Raw genomic sequence first — 19,890 nt, forward strand, 5'->3', positions numbered from 1 at the left:
GGGTTGGTTCGAGGTTTCTGCTGTCGCCGTTCGTTCCGCGTTCAGCCCGATGAGAACATCGGGCACTACCTCGCCCATCAGCCTATTCGGCCCGCGCTTTCCGCGCGGGCCTTTTTTGTGTCCGGGCCGCATCCGGCTGCGATGCGTGTTTTCAGCCATCGTTGAATCCGGCGGAGGCGTTTGAACGTATCATCTATCGCCGGGAAATCCGGCCGCCTTCGATTTGTTGCCATGAAACGTCGCACCTTCCTCATTGCCTTCTGCTTTTCGCTCCTCGCCGCCGGGTCCGCTCTGTCCGCCGCCGGCCGCCCGGCCGAGTCGACTAACAACGCTCGCCGCACGCTCGTTGTCACGGTCGTCGAACCCGTCGACCGCCACCTCGGTAACGACGAGTTTTACCAGCGCGTGGACCGCGTCTTCACCGAAGTATTCGAAACGCGCCACTGGCCGGTCGCCATCCGAGTCGAACGCTTCGGCGCCAACCAGCCCGACTACGATCTCGAACTGCGCGTTTTTCTTCAGCCCATTCGCGAGGAAAGCCCCGGCGACCTTACCTTCCGTGCCTGGATGACCCTCCACGATCGCGGCACCAAACACGACCTCGGTGTCATCACTTATCGCCACTACCCTCGCCCCGGTCGTAACATGAGCGACGTGCTCGACGATGTCGTTCGGGGCGCAGCCGTCGAGGCGGCCAAAAAGATCGAAACGGCGATCTTCCCCGCCATCTCGAAATAATCGTCTCGCCCTCGTGTTTGCGCCGCCGACAACCCTCGATGTCCGCGCCGCCGAAGATGCCCGATTGATCGCCCGCGTCGCCGCGGGCGATCGGGCCGCCTTCCAGGAGCTCTACGCTCGCTACAGCAAACCGCTCTTCTCCATCGCGGTCCGGATGCTTCGCGACCCCGGCGCCGCGGAGGAGGCCTTGCAGGACGCCTTTCTCAAGCTCTGGCATCACGCCGGTTCTTTCGATCCGGACAAATCGCGGCCCTTCACCTGGGCCGTCACCGTCATCCGCCGCACCTGCATCGACCACCTGCGCAAAACCCGCCGGCTTCCCGTCGCCGAATCACTGTCCGAATCCGACACCGATCCCGATCTTCCCGCAGCCGAGAGCACCCGTAGCTCCGCCGAGCGCAACGACGACACCGCCCGGCTCCGCGACGCGCTCGCCACCCTCCCCGAACCTCAGCGCCGCGCACTCGACCTCGCCCTCTTCTCCGGCCTGACGCATCCACAGATCGCCGAGACCCTCCGCCAACCGCTCGGCACCGTGAAAACCTGGATCCGCCGCGGACTCCTCCAGCTTCGCGATACCTTCAACTCCACCGCGTCATGACTCCGCCCGTCGAAGAACTCGCTGCCCTCTATGTCCTCGACCAGCTCGAGCCGGCCGACCGCCAGGCCTTCGCCGCCCGCGTGGCCCGCGAACCCGGACTCGCCGCCCTCGTTCGCTCTCTCGAAATCACCCTGGAGCAGCGGATCCACGCTCTCCCGCAACACCCCCCGCCCGCGGCTCTCCTCTCCCGCATCGAATCCCGTCTTGACGCCCCTACTGAATGGAGTCGCCCGCCCCCACCGGCCGCCGCTGCCTTCCCGATCCGGCCCACCTTCACCCGCTGGGTTCTCCCCTCGGCGGCCGCCGTGGTCCTCGGCGCCGCGACTTTCTTTTTTCTCGACCGTCAGCGCCCCCCCTCTTCGTCCGTCGTCCTCATCGTCGGCCTCGATCCGCAACGAAACACAGTCACCAAAATTCCACTACAAAACCCCGCCCGCGACACCGACGCCCGCTTCGTCCAGCTCGCCTCGCTCGCCGAGCGCTTTTGGACCCGCCCCGACGATTTACCTCGAGTCCCGACTGCGCCGGCCGGCAGCCGTGCCTATGCGCTCTTCGATCCCACCACACACCAGGGGTTCATCGCCGTTCAACAGCTCCCCACCCAGCCGGCCGACAAACGCTACCATCTCTGGCTCGTCGACTCCGAGACCGGTCGCGCGATCGATGCCGGCAGCCTGCCCTCGGCCACAGCTCGCGGCCTCTATTTTTTCTCCCTCGACCCCGCCGGCGCTCCTGCTTCCGGGCCGGTCAACTTCCTTATCACCGCCGAAGACATCGCGTCGCCTCCACCCACCCGACCCCGCGGTGAACCCATCCTCGGCCGGAATCCGATCTGAAGCAGCGACCGGACGCCGCCGCGGCCCGAACACGATCTATTCTCCCAGGCGGGAGGCCCGGCGCCGCGCCTCCGCCGCAAGAGCGGCAGTTCGCTCATTCTAATGCGCGACCAATTCCTCTTCGTGCGGGTCCGCACTCCGCCCTTGCGCATCAAAGACCTCGGCGCATGTTCGGCACTCGCATGCCGCACACTTCCCCCTCGTCCCCCGACGTGGTGCACAGCGAATCGTTTTTGCATTCGCTCATGCGCCGGCAACTCCGCCTTTCGGTTGCCTGCGCCGCCGCGTTCCTGATCGCACTCCTCGGACTCCCGCTGCTGAACTATTTCGCGCCCGCATTGATGGCGACGCGCGTCGCCGGGTTTACGCTCACCTGGCTGATCGCGGGCGTGCTGTTCTTCCCGTTCGTCTGGATCATCTCGTATGTCTTCATCAAGCGCTCGATCGCGCTCGAGGAAGAGGAAGTGAAGTCCGCCCAACGCTAACCTCGCGCCCCCATGACTTCGCTTTCCGTCCTCGCTCAACTCTCAACCCTCAACCCTCAACTCTCCGCTCTGGGCTCTGGCCTTCCCCTCGCCTTCCTGAACGGCGTCGATCCGTGGATCTTCGCGTTTTCGTTCGTCACCGTCGTCGTGACGATCGGCATGGGTTTCTGGTCCGCCCGCAAGGCCAAGACCGCGAGCGACTTCTTCGTCGCCGGCCGCTCCGTCTCCGTCGGCTGGAACGCGTCCGCCATCTCCGGCGAGTATCTCTCCGCGGCTTCGTTCATGGGTATCGCCGGCATGGTGATGTCCTCCGGCTACGATGCGCTCTGGTATCCGGTGTGCTACGCGTGTGGATACCTGTTCCTGCTGCTGTTCATCGCGGGGCCGCTCCGTCGTTTCGGCGCCTACACGATTCCGGACTTCGCCGAAGGCCGCTACGATTCGCCGGTATTCCGCAAGATCGCCGTCTGCTTCGTCCTCTTCATCGGTTTCTTCTACACGATGCCACAGATGAAGGGCGCGGGCGTCACGCTCGCCTACATTTTCCCCGGCATGCCCTATTGGGGCGGCGTCGTGCTCGTCGGCGCGGTGATCACTTTCAACGTCGCGCTCGGCGGCATGAAGGGCATCACGCTGGTTCAGGCGTTCCAATATTGGATGAAGATGTTCGCCATCAGCGTGCCGGTCTTCGTGCTGATGTCGGTCTACGGTTTCTACAATCAGCAACTCAGCGCCAACGCCGCGGCCGGCGAAATTCCCGCCGCACAGGTGGCGCAGGCTGCGCCGAACGGAGTTTCCGGAGTCACGGCGGCCAACAGCCCGACGGGGACGTCGGACTCCATCATGCGGCAAGCACTTCCCGAGAAGGCTCCGGAGGACGAAAACTGGATCGCGCCCTTCGGCCCATTGACCACGAAGGCGGTCAACGCCGCCGCCACCGTGCTGCCAGTCGAGGAACGCGCCGCCTACATCGCCGAGCACCAGAAGCCGTATTCGCTGATTTACACGTATTCGCTGATCATCGCGCTCGTCTGCGGCACCGCCGGTCTGCCGCACATCCTCGTGCGCTTCTACACGAATCCCGACGGCGTGGCCGCAAAACGCACGACGATGTGGGTCATGATCCTCATCGGCGTGTTCTACGTTTTCCCGCCGATCTTCGGCGTGATCGGCCGCAACCTCCTGCCCGAACTCTACGCCGCCACCGGCGCCAAAGGCACCGACAAGGTCGTCCTCGAACTGCCGCGCATCATCAACGAGCGCTACGGCATCCTCGGCTCCATCCTCAGCGGCATCACCTGCGCCGGCGCCTTCGCCGCGTTCATGAGCACGTTTTCCGGCCTGCTCGTGTCGATGACCGGCGCGCTCGCTCACGACGTCTACGGCCGCATGCTCCGCCCGCACGCGCGGCCGGGTGAAAAGCTCCTCGCCTTCAAGTTCGCCGCCGTCCTCATCGGCGCCGTCGCGATCGTGCTCGGCTGCTTCGTCGAGTATCTGGAAATCAACTTCATGGTCGGCCAGGCCTTCGCGATCGCCGCCGCCAGCTATTTCCCGCTGTTGTTTATGAGTGTCTGGTGGCGGGGCATGACCATGAAAGGCGCCGCGACCGGCATGCTCACCGGCGGCCTCCTCGCCCTCGTCGCCGCGGCGCTGACGAACTTTTCCACGCTCGCGCTCGACAAGGGGCCGATGGGGAAAGTCTTCTCCGGCTTCGCCCCGCTCAACACCTTCTGGGCGCACCACCCGCTCCTGCGCATCCTCTGCGAGCAGCCCGCGATCTGGGCCGTGCCGCTCGCGATCACGTTGATGATCGTCGTCTCGAAGGCCACCGCGAAGGATGTGCCGGGAGACGTGCGCATGAAGATGCTCGTCCTGCACGCGCCGGAAAAACTCGGCCTGAAACAGGAATACATCGACGAACAGGCCGCCGCGACCGGCCATTGATCGACCGCCGAAGAGCGCGCCTGCTCACCGCGCGCTCATCGTCCGCCCGTCACTCGTTTTTCAACCCGCGCAGCATCAGGCTGCGCAGCGCTTCGGCGGGTTGTTTTCCTTCGAAAAGAATCGCGTGCGTTTCCGCGAGAATTGGCGCGTCGATGCCGCGCTGCAGACACAGTTCGTGAAACGACTGCGTGGTTTTATACCCTTCGACCACGCTCTTCCGGTCCTTCAGCAGCTCGCCGACCGCGCGTCCACGGCCGATCTGTTCGCCAAATTCGCGGTTCCGGCTCCACGCGCCGTGGCACGTGGCGACGAGATCGCCAAATCCGCTCAAGCCGTAAAACGTTTCCGCACGCGCGCCGAGTTTCACGCCCACGCGCACCATTTCCGCAAGCGCGCGCGTGAGCAGAGCCGCGCGGGTGTTGTCGCCCAGTTTCAGGCCGTCGGAACAACCCGCCGCGATCGCGTAAACATTCTTCAGGCAGCCCCCGAACTCCACGCCCGCGAGGTCGTCGCTTGTATAAACCCGCAACGTCGGCCCGCTGAGCGCCGCCTGCACTTCCTGCGCCGTCGAACCGACCTCCGCCACGGCCAGGACCATCGCCGCCGGCAGGCCGCGCGCAACCTCGGCCGCATTCGTGGGACCCGTGAGCGAGGCCGCGATTTCCGGCGAAAACGCTTCGGCGATCACCTGCGACGGACGCAGGTGCGTGCCGAGTTCGAGGCCTTTCGCGAGACTGATCACGAGGCGCGGCGCGGTCGCACCGAGCGCCTGTTTCACGCGCTGGCATGTTTCTCGCAACGCCTGCGACGGACACGCGAGCAGCACGACGTCGGCGCCCGCAAGCGCGGTCGCCAGATCGGACGCGATCGCGATTTTGTCGGCCAGCGGCAAGCCCGGCAGGTAATCGGCGTTCTCCCGCGCGGCGGCAATTTTCGCGGCCTGTTCGGAGCGTCGCGGCGCAAGCGTCACCGCATGCCCCAGCCGAGCCAGATGCACCGCAAACGCCGTCCCCCACGCGCCAGCTCCGACGACAACAAACGTCATGCGAGCGAGCTAACCACGAAACACACGAAATACACGAAAAAGTTCCTATCCCTGCCGGCCCTCAAAACGTGATCTGAAGTTCCGCGCATTCCGTGCTCCGCAGGCGGGTTCGAGTTTCGTGTCTTTCGTGTTTTTCGTGGTTCTGATTCCTACTTCAGAAACGCCGGGATCTTTTCGCCGGCGATCATCTGTTCGAAGGTTTCGCGGGCGTTGACCAGTTCGAAGCTGCTGCCGCGGACGAGCACTTCGGCCGCCATCGCGCGCGTGTTGTAGCGGTTCGCCATCGCAAAACCATACGCACCCGCGCTCATGAACGCGATCAGCTCGCCCTCGCCGACTTCCTGGAGCTGACGATCCTTGGCGAAACAATCGCCGCTCTCGCAGATCGGCCCGACCACGTCGGCCACCAGCGCGCGGCGTGACGAGTCGCGGTGCACCGGCACGATTTCGTGATAGCTCTCATACATCGCCGGTCGCACGAGATCGTTCATCGCCGCGTCGACGATGAGGAAGTTCTTGTTCGCTCCGCGCTTCAAATGTTCGACGCGGGACAACAGCACGCCGGCGTTGCCGACCATGAAACGGCCGTGCTCCAGCAGGATCTTCAGGCCGAGCGGCGCAAGCAGCGGCGTGAGCGCCTCGCCGTAAGTCTCCGGCGTGAGCGGACGCTGCTCCGGCGGCAGCGCGTCCCACCAGGCCTGCTGGCCGCTGGCGAGCGCATCCTTGTAAACGATGCCCATGCCGCCGCCGATCGAGTAGTAGCTGATCCCGTAGGTCGCCTTCAGCTCCGCCACGAACGGCACGAGCTTCTTCACCGCCTCGACGAACGGTCCGACCGAGGTGAGCTGCGAGCCGATGTGCATCTGCACGCCCTTGATCGCGATGTTCTTCAACTTCGACGCCGCCTCGTAGGCCGCCGCCGCGTGGCGCAGCGGAATGCCGAACTTGTTGTCGCTCTTGCCCGTCGTGATCTTCGCGTGCGTCTGCGCGTCGACATCCGGATTTACGCGGATCGCGATCGGCGCCTTCAGGCCGAGCGTGCCGGCGACGTGATTGATTCGCGCCAACTCGGGTTCGCTTTCCACGTGAAACGCGAAGATCTCGTTTTCGAGCGCCAGCTTGATCTCGGCCTCGGTCTTGCCGACGCCCGCGAAGACGCTGCTCCGCACATTACCGCCCGCGGCGATGACGCGCCGGATCTCGCCGCCGCTCACCAGATCGAAACCCGCGCCAAGGTTCGAGAACAGGCGCAGGAGCGCGAGATTCGAATTGGCCTTCATCGCAAAGCAGATCTGCACGTCCAGCCCCGAAAGACTTTGCTGCAGCCGCGCGAAATTATCCTGAATGGTCGACGCGCTGTAGACGTAGGTCGGAGTGCCGTAGAGCTTGGCGATCGCCGCCAGATCGACGGATTCGCAGTGAAGGTCCGAGCCGGAGTAGCGGAAGTGGTGCATGGAAGAGCGGGAAAAAGAGGTGAAAGACGCAAACTAGCGAGATTTCCATTGAAGAAACGAACCGAATTTTCCGATGTGGGACTTAATCCCCATCGTGCTGCGTTTTTTACTCAATTTCCGCCCCCGTACTTCGCTCCGTTTTGGTTGGTCGCGCGATGCGCGGAGCCCGCACCGGAACACGAACTTCGCCAGCTTCCTCGCGGACAACAATCGTCGTCGTCACGACATCGATCTGCACGATGCCGCGCTGCGCGCCCGTCGGATCGTGCGGAACCTGCTCACGCTGCTGCTCGTGGGCGGCGCGGCGTGGGTCGCAGTCGAGAGCGCGAAAGCGTTGTCGGTGTTCTGACCGGCGTTCGCTGCTGCGCTGGACGAAGCTTCCGCGGCTCAGCCGCAGCCTTGCAGTTTAGGGGGCGCCTTGCCATCGGTGATCGCGTTGCCCATGAAATCCGTCTTCTCCCGCCTCCTCACCCTCGCCCTGGTTTCGTTTTTCGTCGCGGGATGCGGCGGAGGCTACAAGCCGACGGGCATGACGGCGACGATCGTGGATTTCCGGCCGACCGAGGCGCGGATGCTGGAGAGCAGCGGCGTGCTCACGCTCCGCTTCACCAATGAAACCATCTCGCCGCTCGGTTTCTCCGGCTCTTCGCACAAGCTCTACCTCAACGGCAGCTACGTCGGCAAAGCGGTCAACAACCAGCCTTTCGGCGTGCCTCCGCTCTCGAGCATCACGCACGACGTGACGGTGAATTTCGAGAACCTCGCGCTCATCCGCCAGCTGGCGGAAATGGGTCAGTCCCAAACCGCCGCCTATCGTTTGGACAGCGTGTTGTTTCAGACCGTCTACGAGGACAAATACGAGCTGAAGACGCAGTCACAAGGCTCGCTGGACCTCCGGAAACTCAGCGCGGCGACGCAGTAAGCTGCATCTTCCGTAAACGGGAAGCGGCCCCCGCCTGCCCCGGCCGTTCGTCGCTATGAAAAACGAACGACCGCGGAGCAAACAGGGACCGCCTTCCAGTGCGGTCAGCGGCTAATCAGGCCGCCAGCCGGAAGACCGAGTGTCGGGAACGCTTGCCCGCCGGTGGGGCGTTCAACGCCGCCGACAAACGCACATCGCGGGCGCGTCGACCGGAATAATCCGCCACGAGCATCGCGGCAAAACCTGTGCAAATGACCAGCGAACCGGACAATTCGAAACTCAGCGGCGCAAAGACAAACGCGATGACCGCGGTCAGAAAGGCGAGAATGGGAAGTGCTTTCATGGATTGTGTTGGCTTGTTCTGAAAACACCGCACCTCGCGAAAAGTTACAGCGTGACGACCAAACTCCAAAGTCCGGCCACAAAAAAGGCCGCCGGTTTGCGGCGGCCCGAAGATTGCACGTTCGGCGAAAGGTCAGGCCCCGCCGCCGGAGACGGCCGTCTCCGGTTTGAAAGTGGCGCGGAAGCTCGCCTTCAGATAATCGCGATTCAGTCGCGCGATGAAGTCGTGCGAGATCAGCTTCGGACACGCGGCGCTGCACTCATATTGATTCGTGCAGCTGCCGAATCCGAGCTCGTCCATCGTATTGACCATCGCCAGCACGCGGCGATCGCGCTCCGCCTGACCCTGCGGCAGGAGTCCGAGATGGGAAACCTTCGCGGCGACGAACAACATCGCGCTGGCGTTCTTGCAGGCTGCGACGCACGCGCCGCACTGGATGCACGCCGCCGCATCCATCGCCAGATCCGCATCGCCCTTCGGAATCGGAATCGAATTCGCATCCGGCGCCGCGCCCGTGCGCACGCTGATGAAGCCTCCCGCCATCTGGATTTTGTCGAATGAGCTGCGATCGACGACCAAGTCCTTCACCAGCGGAAACGCTTTCGCGCGGAACGGCTCGACGACGATGATATCGCCGTCCTTGAAGCTGCGCATGTAGGTCTGGCAGGTCGCGATGCCTTCGCCCGGACCGTGCGGCTTGCCGTTGATCGTGAGCGAGCAGGTGCCGCAGATACCCTCGCGGCAGTCGTGCGCAAACGCGATCGGCTCCTCGCCCTGACGGGTCAGCGTGTCGTTCACCACGTCGAGCATTTCGAGGAACGACATGTTCGGATTCAGGTTCGTCGCCGGATAATCGACGAACTTGCCGGGTGCATTGCGATCCGCCTGCCGCCAGACGCGAACCGTCACGTTGATGGTTTTTTGGGAAGTGGCTGCGACCATGGTCGGAAAGGGTTTGAGCGCTGGGGCGGTTCTCGAAACAGGTTCTTATTTGTAGTTACGCACCGACATCTTCACGAACTCGTAATTGAGCGGCTCGGTGTTGCGCAGCGGCGCCTTGCCGTCGCCCTGAAACTCCCAGGCGGCGACGTGCGAGAACTTCTCGTCGTCGCGTTTGCATTCGCCGTCCGGATACTGGTATTCCTCGCGGAAGTGGCCGCCGCAGCTCTCCTCGCGCGTGAGCGCGTCGAGGCACATCAGTTCGCCCAACTCGAGGAAATCGGCGACGCGGCCCGCCTGCTCGAGCGACTGGTTGAGCGTCGCTTCGGAGCCGGGCACGCGGACATTCGCCCAGAACTCCTCGCGGATCTTCGGGATTTCCTGCAGCGCCTTCTTCAACGACCCGGCCGTGCGCGCCATGCCGCAGCCTTCCCACATCGCGTGACCGAGGCGTTTGTGGAAATGACTGACCGGCTCCTTGCCGTTGATGCCGAGCAGGCGCTTCGTGAGGCCGGTGACGTTCTGCTCCGCCGCCTTGAATTCCGCGGCTTCGGCGGACGGCCGCGAGCCGGGTTTCTGCGTGGCGAGGTAGTCGCCGATCGTATACGGGATCACGAAATACCCGTCCGCGAGGCCCTGCATCAGGGCGGAAGCGCCGAGACGGTTCGCGCCGTGGTCCGAGTAGTTTGCCTCGCCGAGCACGAACAGACCCGGGACGTTCGACATCAGGTTATAGTCCACCCACAAGCCGCCCATCGTGTAGTGCACGGCCGGATAGATCCGCATCGGCACCTGGTAGGCGTTCTCGTTGGTGATCTCGTGGTAGATGTCGAAAAGATTGCCGTAGCGCTCGCGCACGCCGGCCTCGCTCAGGCGCTTGATCGCGTCCGAGAAATCCAGATACACGCCCAGGCCGCTCTCGCCGACGCCGCGGCCCTCGTCGCACACACGTTTCGCAGCGCGCGAGGCGATGTCGCGCGGGGCAAGATTGCCGAAGCTCGGATAAATCCGCTCGAGATAGTAGTCGCGATCCGCCTCCGGAATCGAATTCGGATCCTTGCGACGGTCCTCCGCTTTTTTCGGCACCCAGATGCGGCCGTCGTTGCGCAGCGACTCCGACATCAGCGTGAGCTTCGACTGGTAGTCGCCGGTAACCGGGATGCAGGTCGGGTGAATCTGCGTGAAGCACGGATTCGCGAAACACGCGCCGCGCTTGTAAGCGCGCCAGATCGCGGTCGCGTTGGACTGCCGGGCGTAGGTCGAGAGATTGAAGACGTTGCCGTAGCCGCCCGTCGCAAGCACGACCGCATCGGCCGCGTGGCGCGAGACCTCGCCGGTGATGAGGTTGCGGACGATGATGCCCTTCGCCTGGCCGTCGACCACCACGAGATCGAGCATCTCGCTGTTGGGGAAAAGCTGCACGCCGCCCTCGCCGACGGTGCGCATCAGCGCGGAGTAGGCGCCAAGCAGGAGCTGCTGGCCGGTCTGGCCGCGCGCGTAGAATGTGCGCGACACCTGCGCGCCGCCAAACGAGCGGTTCGCCAGCAGGCCGCCGTATTCGCGGGCAAACGGCACACCCTGCGCGACGCACTGGTCGATGATGTTGACGGACACCTCTGCGAGCCGGTGGACGTTGGCCTCGCGGGAGCGATAGTCGCCGCCCTTGATCGTGTCGTAGAAAAGCCGATACACGCTGTCGCCGTCGTTCTGGTAGTTCTTCGCGGCGTTGATGCCGCCCTGCGCGGCGATCGAGTGGGCGCGGCGCGGGCTGTCGTGATAGACGAAGCACTTCACCTTGTAGCCCAGCTCGGCGAGCGTCGCGGCCGCGGAGGAGCCGGCGAGTCCGGCGCCGACGACGATCACCTCGTATTTCCGCTTGTTGGCGGGATTGACGAGCTTGATCTCGGCCTTGTGCTTGCGCCACTTGTCGGCGAGCGGACCGGACGGGATGCGAGAATCGAGTGTAGCCATGGGGCGGAAGGTTTAGCGGTGAGCGGCGGCGGCGGGGTGCGACGCGGTGAGCGGAAGCTTGCCGAGCAGCGCGGCGCCGGGGATCGCGAGATTGCCGAGGAAGTATGCGAGCGCGAAGAGCACGCAGAGCTTGCGGAGAGCGCCCGACCAGCGGCCGCTGCGCAGGCCGAGCGTTTGGAACATGCTGTCCGTGCCATGCAGGAGGTGCGCGCTCAGCAGACCGACGGCCAGAATGTAGAACAGCGAGACGATGACGTTCTGAAAACCGAGCACCACCATCGCATAGACGTTGTGCACGTGCGCGCCGGCGGCCACGACCGGGAAGCCCGCGATGTGATACTCGCTCTGCATCGTGTATTCGGGCAGCGCCGTCTTGAACGTGCTCGCCCCGGCGACGCCGAGCGTGAAATGCGCGAGATGATACACGATGAACGCCAGGACCACGTAGCCGGTCCACCGCATCGTGCGCGACGTAAGCGTGGCGCGGATCGTGTGTTTCACGCTGTAGGGCACGTTGCGCGCCGCGTGATTCTCGAGCGTCAGCACCGTGGCCGCCCAGATATGGACGCCCACCGCAATCAGCAGGCCGATGCGCGCAACCCACAGCAAGGGTCCGAGCGACTGCAGAAAATGGGCGTAGCCGTTGAGCTTATCGGGGCCGGAAAACACCTGCAGGTTGCCGACCAGATGCCCGATCACGAACCCGATCAGGATCAAGCCCGTGAGCGCCATGAGGATTTTACGACCGATGGTGGAACGGATGAAGTTCATCGCGAAAGTCGGGGTTGGGGAAAGCGAGCGACGTGTGGGTGGCTAACTTCAGCAGCCGGCGCCCGCTTGTAAAGGAGCAGGCTGTTGCGAGGGAGCTTATTAGGCTCACTAACCTGCGGGAGAAGCGGGCGGACGCGCGATGATCGTGCCGCCGCAAAATCCTATCAGCCCAACGCGGGCCGCTACTTCGCCAACGGCTTCAGCAACGCGAATTTCCCGCTGGCCGCCGGTGCGAGCACGCGGCGCCGAAATGCACTCACGCGCACGCCTTCGCCCAGCAGATTCGCGATCGCCTGCTCCGTGCCCGCCGGCGCCACGTCATCGGCCACGTAGTGGAAATCCCACCGCGCGTCCGAGGTCTGCACGAGCGAGTAGTGCCAGCACGCGAATGCTTTCGGCAGCGCCGCGTCGATGTCGGTCGGCGACACGAGCGAACCATCCGGGCGGAAATACAAATTGCTCTCGCGCCCCAGCAGACGAAACCCGGTCGGGAATTTCTGCACGATGTCGCCCGTGTGATAACGCAGCAGCGGCATCGCCTCGCGGTCGCGCGTCGTCACATAGATCTGATACACGTCGGGCAGATTCGCGCGCCACGGCACAAGTTCGATGAACGCATTCGCGTCGATCACGCGCGAGTTGTCCTTGAACGCCTCGCCGACGAACAGATAGCCCGCTTCGGTCGAGCCATAGAGATCGACCTGCGGCGCGGGAAACACTTCCGCGATCCGCGCGCCGTGCAGCGCGCTGGCTTTGCCGTAAGTCAGGATGACCGCGCGGATGCTCGGCACCTTGACACCGCGCTTTTTCGCCGCGCGCGCCAGCAGCGAAAGATACACCGGCTCGCCCTCGAGCACTTCGGGTTTCGTCGCCTGCAGCTCGAAAACGATGCGATCCCACTCCGCCTCAGGAAACGCGAACGGATCGCTCGAAAGATTCAGATAAACCGTGCCGTCGAAATAGCGGTGCGGAAACGGATGGTCCTCGTAGGGACAAAGATTGCTCGAACAGCCTACCGGCGCGAGGACGCACTTCCGATACGGGCGGCCGACAAACTCGCGCAGGATCGGCGACGCGAGATATGCGCGCTCCGTCTGCGCATTCCACCAGCCGTCCTCCATGATCACGGTCATCGGCGACTGCGTGGTGCCGCCCGTGCTTTCGTATTCGAACTGCTTCGTCTGCAGCCCGCGCTCGATCACGCGATAATCCTCGAAAAACGCCTGATGCCCGCGTTCGACGATCTCCTTTTTCGACAGCGCCGGAATCTCGCGATAACACGACCACTGCAGCGGCTCCGCGTGCAGCGGAAAGCGTTGCGAGTAGAGCGGGCTGCGCTCGTAGATCCGGCGAATCTCGTGCTCCAGCGGGGCCGGCAGATACTCGCCGGACGCTGAACCCAGGGACTCGGCGGCATTGGCAAACGTGGGAGGCGTCATGAAACGTGTGAGCGGCTCATTAAGCGCGCGCCGCCCGTGAAGTCAAACGACCGGCGCCCGCGTCAGCGTCATGTCGACGACGCTTTCAACTGTCGCCACACCGGCTCGAACAACAGCAGCGCGTTCAACACGAGGCCATGCGTGATTCCTCCCGTGTGGGCGAGCGCCAGCACTTCCTCCACGGGCATCGCGAGCACCTGGATTTCCTCGTCGGCGTCCCACGCGAGCGGCGCGGTTTGCTCCGCACGTTCCACCAAAACGAAATGGCAGCGATTACTCTGCATCGCGGGATTCGGATGCACGCTGCCCAACAGCCGTGCCGGCGCGCCCACATAACCTGTCTCTTCACGCAGCTCGCGCACGCCCGCGATCAACGGCTCCTCGCCCGCCTCCATCACGCCGCCGGGGATCTCGAGCGAGAATTCATTCGTGCCATAACGAAACTGCCGCACGAGCACGAGGCGGTGGTCGGGCGTGAGCGCGATCACGTTCACCCAGTCAGGCGGATCGATGACGATGAAATCCCGCTCCGTGCCGCGCACCGGATGACGATACTTCGTGGTGCGCACATCGAAGATGCGCGTGCGGGTGACGGAGGTGTGACCGAGCGGTTCCCAGCGCGACGGTTCGGAATGCGAGGACGAATTCATGCGGCGAGATCCTGCGGATCAGACGCAGGCGTCCGCAGAACGCGAATCGAATTCGCGCAAAGGCACGCCAGCGCGCACGCTTAAAAACAAAAACCTCCCGGCGAAATACCGGGAGGTCGGAGAACGCCAAAGCGTTCGCGAAATTATTTCTTCGGCAGCTTGATCTTCTGACCCGCGTGAAGGGCGTTCCAATTCACGCCGGGATTCACCGCGAGCAGATCCGCGAGCGAGATGCCTTGCGCGCGCGCGATCTTAGAACCGGTGTCGCCGCTTTTGACGACGTATTCGTCCGGGCCCGCGACCGCCGGCTCTTTCGAACCGCCCTTGCTCGCGGCGACGGCCGGCTGCTTCTTCTGCGCGTCCTCGAGCTTCGTGAGCGAGGCGTGAATATTGCCCAGATCGGCGGCGACGGTGTTGAACGCGTCCTGCGTCGTGCGCGACAGCGAATTTACATCGCGCGCGGATTTGTCGACGGACGCCTGGATCCCTCCGACCTGCGACTCGAGACTGTCGATCTTGCCCACCTTTTCCTCGTGAGTCGCGACCGCCTTTTGCAGGCTCGAGGCCTTGATCGCGGCATAGCCGCCGACCAAAAGGGAAAGCACGCCGACCACGACACCCGCCACGGGCAGCATGCTATTGTTTTCACGCGAAATGGTATCCATAGAAAAAAGGTGAGTGGCGCAGGACTAGCCGAACGACGGGTTGACGCAAGATTAGATTATTAACAACACCCCGCCGTTCGCCTATGAAAACGGCTGCAACTTGCGTCGCGACAAGCGGCCCCGACATCGGCGGTCCGCCGGCCGACCGACGCCGCCTCGGCGAGGCCGGTCCCGACCGCATCAGCCGCCGATCGTCTCGCCGCCCATCACCGGCAGCACGATGCCGGTGATATAGGACGAGTCCGCATCGGACGCGAGAAACACATAGGCCGGAGCCAGCTCTTCCGGTTGCGCCGGACGGCCGATCGGTGCCTGCGTGCCGAACTTCGACACCTTTTCCGGCGAGGTGCCCGCGTCCGAAGGATTGAGCGGCGTCCACACCGGCCCCGGCGCTATCGCATTCACCCGAATGCCGCGCTCCAGCAAATCCACCGCAAGCGTTTTGGTGAGGGCATTGATCGCGCCCTTGGTCGACGAATAGTCCGGCAGGCTGCCGGAGCCGAGCAGGCCGGTTTCGGAGCTCGTCACGATGATCGCTGCGCCGGCCTTGAGGTGCGGCAACGCCGCGCGGACGAGCCGGAAATACGCGTAGACATTGGTCTTGAACGTCCGGTCGAACTCCTCGTCGTCGACGTATTCGGGCTTCGCCTTGCGCGCTTGATGCGCGGCGTTGGACACCAGGATATCGAGCCGACCGAATTCGTTGACCGTCTTTTCCACCACCTCGCGGCAGGCGGCGAGCTCGCTCAAGTCGGCCGGAAGGAGGAGGCATTTGCGGCCCACGGATTCGACCGCGCGACGCGTTTCCTCCGCGTCGGATTGTTCGACGGGGAGATAGCTGATCGCCACATCCGCGCCCTCGCGCGCGTAGAGGTAGGCGACAGCGCGACCGATGCCGGAATCGCCGCCGGTGATCAGCGCCACCTTGCCCTCGAGTTTGCCAGCCGGCCGGTAGTTCGGCGCCCGCCAGCGCGGTTGCGGGTCGAGCTCGCTCTCCAGGCCGGGAGCGTCCTGGTGCTGCGGCGGAAACGGCGGCTTGGGTTCGTTTTTGATTTGGGGCTGGTCCGAAGGACGCTCGCTGGAAACCGGGGAGGAGGATGTCTTTCGCATGGCTGCTCGAGGATGAAAACGGGTGAGACCGCCGACGCGTCGACGCCGACTGCTGAGTCACTCCTCATCGTCGCGACCGAAACAGGCCGGTTCCGCGCCCAACCGGGCCAAGCACCCCAAACGCCCCAGAGGAAAACTCCCGCATTTCCCCTCTGTAGAATGGTCGGGGCGGAGAGATTCGAACTCTCGACCTCCTGCTCCCAAAGCAGGCGCTCTACCAGGCTAAGCTACACCCCGAAACGTGAGGCGAGATGGGACCTTCAAACTGTTCCTGTCAATCGCCGGCGGCACTTCGAGGCCCCACCGCTGCCGGGCGAAATGAGTAACGCCACATATATACAAATAGCTTGAAGACATTATTGCCTATGATTTACAGATCGGTCGCTTTCTTTCTTCCCCCGAAAATATGAACTCCCCACGCGCCGTGCTGCGTTGGCCATTCCCGCCCAGGCCATTTGGTCTGGCTGCCGTCCTGATAACTGCCGTTTTCGTCGTTACACCTCAGGTTTCCGACGCGCAGACCACAATCACGCTGCACTACCAACAGTCATTCGACTCTCTCGGCTCCGGTTTACCCTCGGGCTGGGACGTTTGGACGGACTCGACTGCCAGCAATGGAGCAGCCGCCGCCTTCAGCAGGACGCTATCCGCCAACAACGCGGCGTTCTCCCCCGACACCGCGTTTCGGAATGTGCCGGGAGCCTCACAAGTTTGGTCGGCCGCGCGTTCCACGGGCGAGGATCGCGCGCTCGGCTGGCGGGCTGGGAGCGCTGTCACTCGAGACGGCTCCATCACCTTCACGCTTTCCAACAGCGAAGGTTACATGTTTTCCGATCTGCACTTCGACATCTTCACCGTCAACAGCAGTGGCACAACTGCGCCTCTCGAGCTGTTCTATCGCATTGGCGAAGACAATCCGTTCACCGCGTTTTCGCCGGCACTCACGTATACATCGAATACCGCGCAGAATCCGCTTATCGTCACGACGCTGTCGCTCTCCGCCGAACAGCTGGCGCTGCTCAACGATCGGTCCGAACGTATCACGTTCAGCTTTCGCAATACCTACGGCTCTGGAGCGAGGGAGTTCAACAGCATCGCCATCGACAATTTCTCCTACACCACCAGCGCCATTCCCGAGCCGTCCACCTATGCGATTGCTTGCGGCGGACTCGTATTGATCTGCGCCGCCGTGCGTCGGATACGAATCCGACGTCACTAGGCGGCGCCCGGACCGCCGCGCCTTAACGCCCCGGCAGCTTGATCGCCGGCGATTGGTCGGCGTTCGCGTCGGCCGCGGGGGCCGGGGCCTCCGCCGACGGCACGCTCGCCCGCAGCTGCATCGCGCGCTGCGTCCACGGACTCGCCGGATCCAGCTGCATCACCTGATCCGAATAGGTTTTCACGTCCGCCGCGTTGTGTCGCTCGGCCGCAAGGCTCGTCAAATGGTAGGCCGCCTCAAGGCGATACGCCTTCGGCTCCTTCTCGTCCGCGGCGAGCGCCTTCAAAGCCGCTTCGCCTTCGCTTTCGCGGCCGCCCTGCAGTTTCGCCATCGCCGCGCCCAAACGCGCGCGCGACGCCAGCGGACCGTTTTTCAAAACGCCCGATGCCTGCTCGTAAGCCGTGACCGCCTCGCCGTATCGGCCGACCGCATACGCCTCATCCGCCAATTGGAGCTGCGCCACGCCCGCGAGGGTGTGCTGGGGATGCTCGCCAATGAAGGTCCGCAACTGTGCCGGCGTCGTCGCCGCGGCGTAAGCCTGCTCCACGCCTTTTTCCCGCTGCGCCGCCAGATAGTCCCAGCCTTCCTTCGCCACGATCGCCAGCAGGATCACAACCAGCACGCCGTAAACCGCTTTGTTGTTTTTTTCCCAGAAAATCCGCACGCGATCCTCAAAGCTCGGCGCAACGTAGTTCTCGTCGACCGGGACGAGATTGCGATCGTCGCCGGCGGGCTTGGGAGAGGAGGGCGTGGACGGGGTCGACATGACGGGAGAAACGATTGGTAAACCGCCGACCGAAACAGATCGGGCCCGACGCGTAAAGGCGGGAGTTGCGACGTCCCGCAAAGCGCCACGCTCAGGGCAACAACAGCACCTTGCCGGTGGTGCGCCGGCCCTCCAGCGCGCGATGCGCCTCCGCCGCTTGAGCGAGCGGGAAGCTCGCCCCGATCCGCACGCGCAACGATCCGTCAGCCAACGCCTCGAACAAGGCATTCGCCCGCGTCAGCAGTTCGTCCCGCGTCTGCAAATAATGCCCCAGCGTCGGCCGCGTCAGGAACAGCGAGCCTTTCTCCGACAGCACCAGCGGCGAAAACGGCGGCACCGCACCGCTCGCATTGCCAAACGACGCCAGCAAGCCGCGCGGCCGCAGGCTGTTCAAGCTGCCCTCGAAAGTGTCGCGCCCCACACCGTCATAAACCACGTCCACGCCCCGGCCGTCGGTGAACCGCCGCGCCGCCGCCGCAAAGTCCTCGCGCGTGTAAACGACGACTTCATCCGCGCCCGCCTCGCGCGCTAGCGTCGCCTTCTCGTCCGAACCGACCGTCGCGAGCACCCGCGCACCCGCACGTTTCGCCAGTTGCACCAGCAGCAGCCCCACCCCGCCCGCCGCCGCATGCACCAGCGCCGTGTCGCCGCGCTGCAGCGGAAACGTGCCCGCCGTCAGATACTGCGCCGTCAAACCCTGCAGCAGCAGCGCCGCCGCCGTTTCCGTCGAGACGCTCTCCGGCAAACGCACCAGCTTCGCCGCCGGCACGATCGCTTGCTCCGCGTAGGCACCGTTCACATTGACGCTGCCGACCCGGTCGCCAATCGCGACGTCCGTCACCCCGGGGCCGAGCGCGATCACCGTGCCCGCCGCTTCCTGCCCGAGCACATGCGGCAGCGGCACCCGGTAGAGACCGCTGCGTTTATACGTATCGATAAAATTGAGACCGATCGCCTCGACCTTGATCCGGACCTCGGCGGGCCCGGGGGGCGCAACTTCGACCTCTTCGAACCGCAACACCTCCGGACCGCCAATTTGATGAACGCGAACCGCTTTCATCCGCCGACCATGATGCGGGTTCGGAACGTCGTCAAACGACCGCCTGCGGCTGCCTCAATCGAATACGACGGTCTTGTTGCCGTAGGCCAGCACGCGGGCATCGAGATGCCACCGCACCGCTTGCGCGAGCACGCGTTTCTCGAGATCGCGACCGAGCCGGACCAGATCGTCCACGCCCTGCCGGTGCGTCACCCGCGTCACGTCCTGATGAATGATCGGACCTTCGTCCAGATCGCGGGTCGCGTAATGCGCCGTCGCGCCGATCAACTTCACCCCGCGCGCGTGCGCCTGATGATACGGCCGCCCGCCGGCAAACGCCGGCAGAAACGAGTGGTGAATGTTGATCACCGGCTTCGTGAACGCCTCGAGAAACTCCGCCGACAGCACCTGCATGTAGCGCGCCAGCACCACGAGGTCCGCGTTCAACTCGCCCAGCAGCGCCAGTTGCCGCGCCTCGGCTTCGGCCTTGGTCGCACTCGTCAGCGGCACGTGATGAAACGGCAGGCCATAGCCGCGCGCCGCGTCGCTGAGATCCGCGTGATTGGAAATCACCGCCACGAGTTCGCCCGCAAATTCGCCCGCACGCCAGCGCAACGCCAGGTCATGGAAGCAGTGGTCCGCCTTCGAGACGAACACGACGACGCGCGGCCGTTGCAGCGAGGACGACATCCGCGCCTGCATGCCGAGCGAGGCCGCGAACGCGCGAAACTCCGCCATTTCCATCTTCAGACAGGAAGCGCCCGCGGCATCCGTCGCTGCCGGCACCCACTCGATTCGCTGGAAAAACACGCCGGCCTCCATGTCGCGGTGCTGGTCGGCGTGCAGGATGTTGCCGCCGCGCTCGAAGATCCAGCCGGCCGTGCGCGCCACGAGGCCCGGCTGGTCCGGGCCGTGCAAGAGAGCGACAACGGTTTCGGGCGTGGCCATGCGAG

Annotated in this window: 21 protein-coding genes and 1 tRNA gene; 8 read left to right on the plus strand and 14 right to left on the minus strand. The window is 64.2% G+C overall.

What is annotated here, in order from left to right:
• The first annotated feature begins 231 nt into the window (after window positions 1-231).
• From AC6RV7_RS16915 to AC6RV7_RS16935, 5 genes are all read left to right on the plus strand, one after another.
• Window positions 232-738 (plus strand): hypothetical protein, encoded by a 507-nt coding sequence (locus AC6RV7_RS16915; RefSeq protein ID WP_500095211.1) that lies wholly within the window; start codon window positions 232-234, stop codon window positions 736-738.
• A 13-nt stretch (window positions 739-751) separates the two neighbouring features.
• Entirely contained in the window at window positions 752-1,339 is a 588-nt protein-coding gene (locus tag AC6RV7_RS16920; RefSeq protein WP_500095212.1) for an RNA polymerase sigma factor, read from the plus strand.
• Window positions 1,336-2,175 (plus strand): anti-sigma factor domain-containing protein, encoded by an 840-nt coding sequence (locus AC6RV7_RS16925; protein ID WP_500095213.1) that lies wholly within the window; start codon window positions 1,336-1,338, stop codon window positions 2,173-2,175. The genes AC6RV7_RS16920 and AC6RV7_RS16925 overlap by 4 nt, the downstream gene beginning before the upstream one ends.
• 182 nt (window positions 2,176-2,357) lie before the next feature.
• Window positions 2,358-2,660 (plus strand): DUF485 domain-containing protein, encoded by a 303-nt coding sequence (locus tag AC6RV7_RS16930; protein ID WP_500095214.1) that lies wholly within the window; start codon window positions 2,358-2,360, stop codon window positions 2,658-2,660.
• Window positions 2,661-2,672: 12 nt separating this feature from the next.
• Entirely contained in the window at window positions 2,673-4,604 is a 1,932-nt protein-coding gene (locus AC6RV7_RS16935; RefSeq protein WP_500095215.1) for a solute symporter family protein, read from the plus strand.
• 49 nt (window positions 4,605-4,653) lie between these two features.
• Here the strand turns inward: AC6RV7_RS16935 and AC6RV7_RS16940 are convergent, their stop codons facing one another.
• Both AC6RV7_RS16940 and lysA read right to left on the minus strand, forming a co-directional pair.
• Window positions 4,654-5,649 carry an NAD(P)H-dependent glycerol-3-phosphate dehydrogenase gene (locus AC6RV7_RS16940; RefSeq protein ID WP_500095216.1) on the minus strand — a complete coding sequence of 332 codons (996 nt, stop codon included), beginning with the start codon at window positions 5,647-5,649 and terminating at the stop codon, window positions 4,654-4,656.
• A gap of 149 nt (window positions 5,650-5,798) precedes the next feature.
• A complete protein-coding gene (gene lysA / locus AC6RV7_RS16945) occupies window positions 5,799-7,103 on the minus strand; it encodes a diaminopimelate decarboxylase (protein ID WP_500095217.1) in 1,305 nt (434 codons plus the stop codon).
• Between the two features lie 73 nt (window positions 7,104-7,176).
• On the opposite strand from lysA, the gene AC6RV7_RS16950 reads away from it, so the two are divergent.
• Complete coding sequence (locus AC6RV7_RS16950; protein ID WP_500095218.1) at window positions 7,177-7,452, plus strand: hypothetical protein; 276 nt, start codon at window positions 7,177-7,179, stop codon at window positions 7,450-7,452.
• Window positions 7,453-7,545: 93 nt separating this feature from the next.
• Window positions 7,546-8,025 (plus strand): LEA/WHy family protein, encoded by a 480-nt coding sequence (locus AC6RV7_RS16955; protein ID WP_500095219.1) that lies wholly within the window; start codon window positions 7,546-7,548, stop codon window positions 8,023-8,025.
• A 115-nt stretch (window positions 8,026-8,140) separates the two neighbouring features.
• On the opposite strand, the gene AC6RV7_RS16960 is transcribed toward AC6RV7_RS16955, so the two are convergent.
• From AC6RV7_RS16960 to AC6RV7_RS17000, 9 genes are all read right to left on the minus strand, one after another.
• Window positions 8,141-8,368 (minus strand): hypothetical protein, encoded by a 228-nt coding sequence (locus tag AC6RV7_RS16960; protein ID WP_500095220.1) that lies wholly within the window; start codon window positions 8,366-8,368, stop codon window positions 8,141-8,143.
• 132 nt (window positions 8,369-8,500) lie between these two features.
• Entirely contained in the window at window positions 8,501-9,283 is a 783-nt protein-coding gene (locus AC6RV7_RS16965) for a succinate dehydrogenase/fumarate reductase iron-sulfur subunit (RefSeq protein WP_500095658.1), read from the minus strand.
• A gap of 72 nt (window positions 9,284-9,355) precedes the next feature.
• Window positions 9,356-11,278, minus strand: a complete 1,923-nt coding sequence (locus AC6RV7_RS16970) for a fumarate reductase/succinate dehydrogenase flavoprotein subunit (protein ID WP_500095221.1) — start codon at window positions 11,276-11,278, stop codon at window positions 9,356-9,358.
• Window positions 11,279-11,290: 12 nt separating this feature from the next.
• Window positions 11,291-12,049, minus strand: a complete 759-nt coding sequence (locus AC6RV7_RS16975; protein ID WP_500095222.1) for a succinate dehydrogenase cytochrome b subunit — start codon at window positions 12,047-12,049, stop codon at window positions 11,291-11,293.
• A gap of 182 nt (window positions 12,050-12,231) precedes the next feature.
• On the minus strand, window positions 12,232-13,488 hold the full coding sequence (locus AC6RV7_RS16980; RefSeq protein WP_500095223.1) for a CoF synthetase: 1,257 nt from the start codon (window positions 13,486-13,488) through the stop codon (window positions 12,232-12,234).
• A 68-nt stretch (window positions 13,489-13,556) separates the two neighbouring features.
• Window positions 13,557-14,138 (minus strand): NUDIX hydrolase, encoded by a 582-nt coding sequence (locus tag AC6RV7_RS16985; RefSeq protein ID WP_500095224.1) that lies wholly within the window; start codon window positions 14,136-14,138, stop codon window positions 13,557-13,559.
• Window positions 14,139-14,281: 143 nt separating this feature from the next.
• Complete coding sequence (locus tag AC6RV7_RS16990) at window positions 14,282-14,803, minus strand: LysM peptidoglycan-binding domain-containing protein (RefSeq protein WP_500095225.1); 522 nt, start codon at window positions 14,801-14,803, stop codon at window positions 14,282-14,284.
• 180 nt (window positions 14,804-14,983) lie between these two features.
• The gene (locus AC6RV7_RS16995; RefSeq protein WP_500095226.1) at window positions 14,984-15,913 is read right to left on the minus strand and encodes an SDR family oxidoreductase; all 930 of its coding nucleotides are present in this window, start codon (window positions 15,911-15,913) and stop codon (window positions 14,984-14,986) included.
• Window positions 15,914-16,073: 160 nt separating this feature from the next.
• Window positions 16,074-16,150: transfer RNA gene (locus AC6RV7_RS17000), tRNA-Pro, on the minus strand.
• Between the two features lie 169 nt (window positions 16,151-16,319).
• Here AC6RV7_RS17000 and AC6RV7_RS17005 point away from each other — a divergent pair.
• The gene (locus AC6RV7_RS17005) at window positions 16,320-17,132 is read left to right on the plus strand and encodes a hypothetical protein (RefSeq protein WP_500095227.1); all 813 of its coding nucleotides are present in this window, start codon (window positions 16,320-16,322) and stop codon (window positions 17,130-17,132) included.
• Between the two features lie 22 nt (window positions 17,133-17,154).
• Here the strand turns inward: AC6RV7_RS17005 and AC6RV7_RS17010 are convergent, their stop codons facing one another.
• The 3 genes from AC6RV7_RS17010 to purU all read right to left on the minus strand — a co-directional run bounded on the left by AC6RV7_RS17010 (window position 17,155) and on the right by purU (window position 19,885).
• Window positions 17,155-17,898 carry a tetratricopeptide repeat protein gene (locus AC6RV7_RS17010; protein WP_500095228.1) on the minus strand — a complete coding sequence of 248 codons (744 nt, stop codon included), beginning with the start codon at window positions 17,896-17,898 and terminating at the stop codon, window positions 17,155-17,157.
• 91 nt (window positions 17,899-17,989) lie between these two features.
• Window positions 17,990-18,958, minus strand: a complete 969-nt coding sequence (locus tag AC6RV7_RS17015) for a quinone oxidoreductase family protein (RefSeq protein ID WP_500095229.1) — start codon at window positions 18,956-18,958, stop codon at window positions 17,990-17,992.
• A 54-nt stretch (window positions 18,959-19,012) separates the two neighbouring features.
• Entirely contained in the window at window positions 19,013-19,885 is an 873-nt protein-coding gene (purU, locus tag AC6RV7_RS17020) for a formyltetrahydrofolate deformylase (protein WP_500095230.1), read from the minus strand.
• Window positions 19,886-19,890 lie beyond the last annotated feature (5 nt).

Source organism: Opitutus sp. sgz309028, from assembly GCF_059821195.1.